This is a genomic window from Pseudomonas sp. HMWF021, assembly GCF_003061005.1.
GTDB lineage: Bacteria > Pseudomonadota > Gammaproteobacteria > Pseudomonadales > Pseudomonadaceae > Aquipseudomonas.
In genome coordinates, this window is record NZ_QAIK01000158.1 from 37,084 (window position 1) to 44,361 (window position 7,278).

At 60.5% G+C, this 7,278-nt stretch carries 6 protein-coding genes; 3 read left to right on the forward strand and 3 right to left on the reverse strand.

Annotated elements, in window-relative coordinates; genetic code table 11:
* From DBR18_RS22715 to DBR18_RS22725, 3 genes are all read right to left on the reverse strand, one after another.
* The coding region (locus DBR18_RS22715) for a TerB family tellurite resistance protein (protein ID WP_108592004.1) at positions 1-757 on the reverse strand (757 nt) is incomplete at its 3' end.
* A 1-nt stretch (position 758) separates the two neighbouring features.
* Positions 759-1,430, reverse strand: coding sequence for an N-acetylmuramate alpha-1-phosphate uridylyltransferase MurU (gene murU / locus DBR18_RS22720; protein WP_108592000.1), 672 nt, complete (start codon positions 1,428-1,430; stop codon positions 759-761).
* Positions 1,427-2,446 (reverse strand): aminoglycoside phosphotransferase family protein, encoded by a 1,020-nt coding sequence (locus tag DBR18_RS22725; RefSeq protein ID WP_108592001.1) that lies wholly within the window; start codon positions 2,444-2,446, stop codon positions 1,427-1,429. Before DBR18_RS22725 ends, murU begins: the two co-directional genes overlap by 4 nt.
* A gap of 130 nt (positions 2,447-2,576) precedes the next feature.
* Here DBR18_RS22725 and DBR18_RS22730 point away from each other — a divergent pair, with 130 nt between their 5' ends.
* The 3 genes from DBR18_RS22730 to DBR18_RS22740 form a co-directional block, all read left to right on the forward strand.
* A complete protein-coding gene (locus DBR18_RS22730) occupies positions 2,577-5,375 on the forward strand; it encodes an LPS-assembly protein LptD (RefSeq protein ID WP_108592002.1) in 2,799 nt (932 codons plus the stop codon).
* Positions 5,356-6,672 (forward strand): peptidylprolyl isomerase SurA, encoded by a 1,317-nt coding sequence (gene surA, locus DBR18_RS22735; RefSeq protein WP_108592003.1) that lies wholly within the window; start codon positions 5,356-5,358, stop codon positions 6,670-6,672. The genes DBR18_RS22730 and surA overlap by 20 nt, the downstream gene beginning before the upstream one ends.
* The coding region (locus tag DBR18_RS22740) for a 4-hydroxythreonine-4-phosphate dehydrogenase PdxA (protein WP_177482423.1) at positions 6,669-7,278 on the forward strand (610 nt) is incomplete at its 3' end. The genes surA and DBR18_RS22740, both read left to right, overlap by 4 nt.

Sequence of the window (7,278 nt, forward strand, 5' to 3'; positions counted from 1 at the left end):
CCCGTCGCGCCCGGATCAGCGTAAACGCGTTGTGCAGCTCTCGGGTCTTCTCGGTCGCCTCTCGCACCTGCTCCGCCGTTGCGCCGCTGCCGGCAATCTTGTCCGGGTGATGACGGCTGATCAGCCGTCGATAGGCGCGCTTGATCTGCGCCGGTTCGCTGGTCGCCGACACGCCGAGCAGGCGCATCGCGTCCTGATAGCTTACCGCCGCACTGACAATTGGCCGTTTGTTCGGCTCGTAGTCACTGGCCAACGCCTGTATCTGATGCGTTGTCCAACCCAGCCATTTGCCCCACTGCGCCAACAGCTCACGCTCGCTGACGCCGGCACGCCCGTCGGCCCAGACCATCCGCCAGCAGGCACGCAGCACGCCTTCAGCGGCATGCGGTTGCGCGCTCAAGCGACGTAGATAGCCGCGCAGATTATCGCCGCCGGACTTGCCGCGATTAAACGCGGCAATCGCCCGACGCCGCGCCGGCTCGCTCATCTCCAGGGCGTTCATTTCATTGCGCGCCTGCTGGATATGACCGTCCGTCACCCGCCCGTCACTCTTGGCCAGACGTCCGAGCAGCACGAACAGCAATTCGTCGTTGCGCAACATCGGCCGCCCGCCGAGCCTTTCCCGCAAGTGCCCCCAGCTCTGCAAGTGCAGGCGTCGATCCAGCGCCTGCCCCAACAACGCCCCAAGCATGGCCCCCGGAATGCTGGCGATCGCAAAACCCGCTCCGGCTCCAATCAGAGTCCCTGGCCACAACATATCAACGACTCGCTTCTATCAATGCTTCAGCTTCGGCCAGGCGCTCATGCGTGCCGACATCCACCCAGTGACCTTTCAGGCGCTCGCCGCTGACCTGTCCCTCAGCCATGGCTTTTCGCAGCAATGGTGCGAGTTTGAACGCGCCATCCGTGCAGCCTTCGAACAACTGCGGATGCAGGACAGCGATGCCGCTGTAGGTCAGGGTTTGCGCACCCGGTTCACCATCAGTCACCTGCCCCTCAGTCAAGGTGAAATCGCCAGTCGGGTGATGGTTCGGGTTGTCCGCCAGCACCAGATGCGCCAGACCATTGATCGGCTGATGCAACACGCTGAAGTCGTAATCGGTCCAGATATCGCCGTTGACCACCAGAAACGCATCGTCACCGAGCAACGGCAAAGCGCGGAAAATCCCGCCGCCGGTTTCCAGCGGCTCGCCTTCCGGCGAGTACCGGATGCTCACGCCGAACTGCGAACCATCGCCCAGATAATCCTCGATCTGCTGACCGAGCCAGGCATGGTTGATCACGATTTCACTGAAGCCTGCTGCCGCCAGCGCACGCAGGTGGTATTCGATCAACGGCACACCGCCAGCACGCACCAGCGGTTTGGGGGTAGTCAGGGTCAGCGGGCGCATGCGCTCGCCTTTACCTGCCGCAAGAATCATCGCCTTCATGCAGTCACTCCGCCGCGCAGACTGGCGAGCAACGCTTGCAGATCCGCCAGTTCAGGACGTCGGGCGATCACCGCTTCTATATAAGCGAAGAAACGCGGCACGTCGGCCAGGTAGCGCGGTTTGCCATCGCGGTGGCAAATGCGCGCGAAGATGCCGATGACTTTCAGGTGACGCTGCACGCCCATCAGGTCGCTGGCGCGCAGGAAGTCTTCGAAGTCCGCCTGTACCGGGATGTTCAACGCCGAGGCTTGCTGCCAGTAGGTTTCCAGCCAGCCACGCACACGTTCTTCAGGCCAACTGAGGAAAGCGTCCTTGAACAGGCACGTCACGTCGTAGGTCACCGGGCCATACACCGCATCCTGGAAATCCAGCACGCCGGGGTTCGGCTCGCTGAGCATCAGGTTGCGCGGCATATAGTCGCGGTGCACCAGCACTTTCGGCTGAGCCAGGGCGCTGTCGATCAACAACTCGCTGACCGCCTGCCATTGCTGCTGTTGTGCCGCATCGAACTCGATGCCCAGTTCACGCTTGACGTACCATTCGGGGAACAGTTCCAGCTCGCGACGCAGCAGCGCGACGTCGTAACTCGGCAGCGGCGCTACCATCGGCAATTGCTGAAAAGCCAACAATGCCTGCAGGGCATCACTGAACAAAGCGTCGGCATTTTCGCCGTCGATCACGTCCAGATAGGTCTGGTTGCCCAGGTCATTTAGCAAAAGAAATCCACGTTCGAGGTCTTCTGCATAAATTTTCGGCACGTTAATTCCGGATTTCGCCAGTAAAAAGGCGATATCCACGAACGGTTTGCAGTTTTCCTGGGGGGGCGGCGCGTCCATCACGACGAAGCTGCGGCCCTCTCCTTCCCAACGGAAATACCGCCGGAAACTCGCGTCGCTGCTGGCCGCGGTCAACGTGGCCGGGGGCACGGCGCCCCAGCCCTGATCTGCAAACAGGATTGCCAACTGCTCATCGAGCCAATCTTTCAGGTGTTGCAAGCGTACATCTTGGTCAGGCATTGCAAGGGTCTCCGACGGCGCTAGCCGTCAAGCGGGTCATGCTTTATTATCCAGCATCTTTTTCAGACCATCGAGAGGCGTGCGGCCCACACCGCGGGCAGATGGCACGCAGGAAGCCCGGACTAATAAGATGGCATTGAAATCCCCCGCGTTTCGTAAAAAATTTCCGTTGTTGGTAACCGGCAGTCTGCTGGCTATGCAACCTCTGGCCAGTCAATTCGTTGTTGCCGCCGAGCAGTATGACTGCGCCGTCTCGGCAACGGGTGGCTGGGCGTGTGCGCCCAAGGCGCCGGCCGCTGCATTGCCGCCGCGTCCGGTACATGACGGCAGTGCCGTCAGCGCCGCTGGCGAAGCCCCGGCCCAGAACGGCTCCACTGCCGACACCGGCGCCAAGCCCGTGCTGGTCACCGAAGCCAAAGGCCGCGGCCTGAAATCCCGTAGCGAAGACTACAGTCACCTCGACTGGGTTCCGCGCGAGAAGCTCACCGCCGCCCAATTGGCCGAGACCGGACCTTACTGCTCTGGTTCCTATATCGAACCGATTCGTCCTGGCATGAATGACAAGACGAATAAAAGTGACGCACCGACCTTTATCGGCGCCAAGGCCTCGCGCTATAACACCGAAGATCAGGTCGGTACGCTGGCCGGTGACGTTGTCCTGCGTCAGGGCAGCATGCAGGTCGAGTCCGACGAGGCCAGCCTGTACCAGGCCGAGAGCCGCGCCGAGCTGAGCGGCGACGTGCGCATCCGCGACAACGGCGCACTGCTCGTAGGCGACCACGCCGACGTGCAGCTCGACACCGGTGAAGCCAAGGTCGACAACGCCGAATACGTGATGCACAAATCGCGCATCCGCGGTAACGCGCTGTACGCCAAACGTGCCGAGAACGCGATCATCCGCTTGAAGGACGGCACGTACACCACGTGCGAACCGAACAGCAACGCCTGGCAGCTCAAGGGCAACAACATCACCCTGAACCCTGCCACCGGCTTCGGTACTGCGACCAACGTGACACTGCGGGTCAAGGACATTCCGGTTCTGTATACGCCGTACATCTACTTCCCGATTGACGACCGTCGCCAGTCGGGCTTCCTGCCGCCGACCATCGGCACCGGCAGCGATACCGGCTTCATGCTGGTGACCCCGTACTACTTCAACCTGGCGCCGAACTACGATGCCACGTTGTACCCGCGCTACATGAGCAAGCGCGGCATGCTGGTCGAGGGCGAATTCCGTTATCTGACCAAGTCCAGCGAAGGCCAGTTCGGTGCGGCGTATCTGAACGACGAAGATACTGATCGCAGCAAGCAGACCGACTACGAAAAGAATCGCTACATGTACAACTGGCAGCACAAGGGTGGTTTCGACTCCCGTGTGTTCACCCAGGTTGACTACACCAAGATCAGTGACCCGTACTACTTCCAGGATCTGCAGACCGATCAGATCGGCATCAAATCCAACGACTACGTGAATCAACAGGGTTCGATCACCTATCGTGGCGACAGCTACGTTGCACGCATGAACGCTCAGGCGTTCCAGTTGGCGACGGTTTCGAACATTACGCCGTATGACCGCCTGCCGCAGTTGAGCCTTTACGGCCAGTTGCCTTACCACCCGGAAGGCCTGACTTTCGATTACGAGACCGAGCTCGTTCGCTTTGACCGTGACCTGAAGAACGGCAACTTCACCGACGAGGACGGTACTGTCTCGCCACGGCTGGATTCCAACGTGTTCGGCCTGGCCCGTGCCAACGGCGACCGCCTGAATCTGAAGCCAGGTGTCAGCCTGCCGATGAACTGGACCTATGGTTTCCTCAAGCCATCGCTCAAGTACCAGTACACGCAATACCAGCTGGATCTTGATGGCCAGGGCAAACGCGACATTGCCACGCAAAACGCCGAGCAAAACAAACTCAACGGCACCTTCGACAGCAACCAGAGCCGTGGCGTACCGATCGCCAGCGTCGACAGCGGCCTGTACTTCGACCGCAACACATCGTACTTCGGCAAGAACTATCGCCAGACTCTGGAACCGCGCCTGTTCTATCTGTACGTACCCAAGGTTGATCAGGAAGACATTCCGGTATTCGACACCAGCGAATACACCTTCAACTACGCGTCGCTGTTCCGTGACAACCGTTTCTCCGGCTCCGACCGCGTCGGCGACGAGAACAAGCTGTCGCTGGGCGTAACCAGCCGCTGGATCGAAGACGACGGTTTCGAGCGTCAACGCATCAGCGTCGGCCAGGCTTACTACTTCAAGGATCGTGAAGTACAACTGCCAGGCATCGCATTCAAGGATCGCAAGGACGCCCAGTCCGACGTATCGCCGTACGCGCTGGAATACGAATACCGCTGGAACCGCGACTGGCGCACCACTGCCGACTACAACTGGGATCCGGACAGCCGCAGCCCGCGTTCCGGCAGCGCGATGTTCCATTACCAGCCTGAAGACAACCCGAACAAGGTGGTCAACCTCGGTTATCGCTATCGCAATGACCAGGTTCGCTTCGACCAGACGACCGGTAAATGGTCGGTGGGTGGTGGCGACTACGGCACCCCGGGCCAGCCTGGCTACGTGAAGGACTACTACAAGATCCAGCAGCATGACTTCTCGGTCATCTGGCCGATCGTTCCACAGTGGAGCGCAATCAGCCGCTGGCAGTACGACTACAACCGCAACCGTACACTGGAAGCCTTTGGTGGTTTCGAGTACGACAACTGCTGCTGGAAACTGCGCCTGATCAACCGTTACTGGGTTTCCTACGACGAATTCAGTCAGGAAGCTCCGCAAAACGAAAAAGGCGACCACGGCGTCTTCCTCCAAATTGTTCTGAAGGGACTCGGCGGCCTCACCGGCGCCAAGGTAGAGAGCTTCCTCGACAAAGGCATCCAAGGTTATCGTCAACGTGAAGACCAAGCTTTCTGATTGTCTGCGCCCGCTGCTGCTGGGCGCGCTGTTCCTGGGTACTGCGGCCAACGCCGCAGTGCAGTCCATCGATAAAGTGGTCGCGATCGTTGATAACGATGTGGTCATGCAGAGCCAACTGGACCAGCGTGTCCACGAAGTTCAGCAGACCATCGCCAAGCGCGGCGGCGGCATGCCGCCTCCGGGCGTGCTGGATCAGCAAGTGCTCGAGCGCCTGATCGTCGAAAACCTGCAACTGCAGATCGGCGAGCGTTCCGGCATCCGCATTACCGATGAAGAGCTGAACCAGGCGGTCGGCACTATTGCCCAGCGCAACAACATGACCGTGGATCAGTTCCGCGCGGCATTGGCTCACGACGGTCTGAACTACGACGACGCCCGTGACCAGATCAAGCGCGAGATGATCATCAGCCGTGTGCGTCAGCGTCGCGTGGCAGAGCGCATCCAGGTTTCCGAACAGGAAGTGAAGAACTTCCTCGCCTCCGACCTGGGCAAAATGCAACTGTCCGAAGAACTGCACCTGGCCAACATCCTGATTCCGACGCCGGAAAGCGCTAACTCTGAGGCGATTCAGAGCGCTTACCGTCAGGCGATGGACGTTTACCAGAAGCTCAAGCAAGGCGCTGACTTCGGTCAGATGGCCGTTGCCAAGTCCGGCAGCGACAACGCCCTGGAAGGCGGCGACATGGGCTGGCGTAAAGCCGCGCAACTGCCACCGCCGTTCGACCGTGAACTGAGCAGCATGGCCGTTGGCGACATCACCCAGCCTGCACGCACCCCGGGTGGCTTCATCATCCTCAAGCTGCTGGCAAAACGTGGTGGCGAAGCGCAGATGCGCGATGAGGTGCATGTGCGCCACATCCTGGTCAAGCCAAGCCCGATCCGTGACGAAGCCAAGACCAAAGCTCTGGTGCAATCGCTGTATGAGCGCATCCTGGCTGGGGAAGACTTCGCTGAACTGGCGAAAAACTACTCCGAAGACCCGGGTTCGGCGCTCAACGGTGGCGACCTGAACTGGATCGACCCGAACGCACTGGTGCCGGAATTCCGCGAAGTGATGGCCAAGACACCACAAGGTCAGCTGTCCAAGCCGTTCCAGACCCAGTACGGCTGGCACGTGCTGGAAGTCCTCGGCCGCCGCGCCACCGACAGCACCGAGTCGGCACGCGAACAACAGGCAATGACTGTTCTGCGTAACAAAAAATACGATGAAGAGCTGCAAAACTGGCTGCGTCAGATTCGTGAAGAAGCCTACGTAGAAATCAAACTCCCTGGTGCAGACCAGGCAGCGCAGTGAAACCCAAGCGTTTCGCGCTGACCCCCGGCGAACCAGCCGGCATCGGTCCTGACCTGTGCCTGCTGCTCGCCTCGCAAGCCCAGCCACACCCCCTGATTGCCATCACCAGCCGCGACCTGCTCCTAGAGCGGGCCGCGCAGCTGGGGCTGGCCGTCACTTTGCTGGAAGTAGCACCCGGTCATTGGCCGGATGTGCCTGCACCGGCAGGCAGCCTGTACGTCTGGGATACTCCGCTCAGCGCTCCCGTGGTTGCCGGGCAACTGGACAAGGCCAACGCCGCGTTCGTCCTGGACACCCTGACCCGCGCAGGTAACGGCTGTCTGAACGGCGACTTTGCCGGGATGATCACCGCCCCGGTGCACAAGGGTGTGATCAACGAGTCGGGCATCGCATTCTCCGGACACACGGAATTCCTCGCCGACCTGACCCACACCGCACAAGTGGTGATGATGCTGGCCACCCGCGGTTTGCGGGTGGCGCTGGTCACCACTCACCTGCCCCTGCGCGAAATTGCCGATGCGATCACACCGCAGCGGCTGGAACGGGTCACGCGGATACTGCACGCCGACCTCCAGGAAAAATTCGGCATCGCCCAGCCTCGCATAC